The organism is Streptomyces cahuitamycinicus, assembly GCF_002891435.1.
Lineage (GTDB): Bacteria > Actinomycetota > Actinomycetes > Streptomycetales > Streptomycetaceae > Streptomyces > Streptomyces cahuitamycinicus.
This window is the reverse complement of sequence record NZ_POUC01000922.1, coordinates 1-715: the sequence shown is the minus strand read 5'-3', so window position 1 is coordinate 715 and position 715 is coordinate 1. Positions and strand designations below refer to the sequence as shown.

The 715-nt window shown below is 72.7% G+C and carries 1 protein-coding gene; it reads left to right on the top strand.

What is annotated here, in order from left to right; all coding sequences use genetic code 11:
* Nucleotides 1-64 precede the first annotated feature (64 nt).
* Nucleotides 65-715, top strand: a 651-nt coding sequence (locus C1J00_RS43905) for an SRPBCC domain-containing protein (protein WP_180989940.1), incomplete at its 3' end; no start/stop codon positions are given.

The window sequence follows — 715 nt, the reverse complement described above, 5'->3', positions numbered from 1 at the left end:
GGATCGCGGGTGAATCCCTCAGGCGGGGGTGCGTTTCGGGCTGTGCTGGGTAGAGTCCGTCGACATGGAGCACGAGGTGTTCGTTCCGGTTCCGGCGGAGCGTCTCAGGGAGGTGCTGGACGACCCCGCGCGGGTCGCCCGGGCTGTTCCCGGGCTCCAGCAGGACGCCGGTGCCGAGCCCGTCGCCGGGCGGCTGAAGATCCGGGTCGGCAGCCACTCCGTCACCTACCGGGGTGCCGTACGGGTCTCACGGCGGGAAGACGGCACCTACGCCGTCGAGGGCGACGCGCAGGAGTCGCGCGGCAATGGCTCGGTCAAGCTCGCCCTGCGGATCGCCCTGCGCGAGGCGGAGGACGGCTGCACCGTCTCGTACGACGGCACTGCGTCCGCCGACGGACGGATCAAGGATCTCCCCGCGGAGGCGGTGGAAGGTGCCGTCACCCGGCTGCTGAACCGTTTCGCGGAGCACCTGGCCACGGCGGGCACGGACACCGCGGCCACGGTCGACCCGGTGGCCACGGATGACACCGATGGCACGGCGGCCACCGATGGCACGACCGCCACCGATAACACGACCGCCACCGATGACACGGCGGCCCCCGATGGCACGGACCACGAGGGTGCGGGCGCCAAGGGCGAGGAGCAGACGCCTGCCGACCCCGGGCTCACCGAGGAACCCCCGGCCCCCGAACGCCCGTCCGTCTTCGGCTCCGGC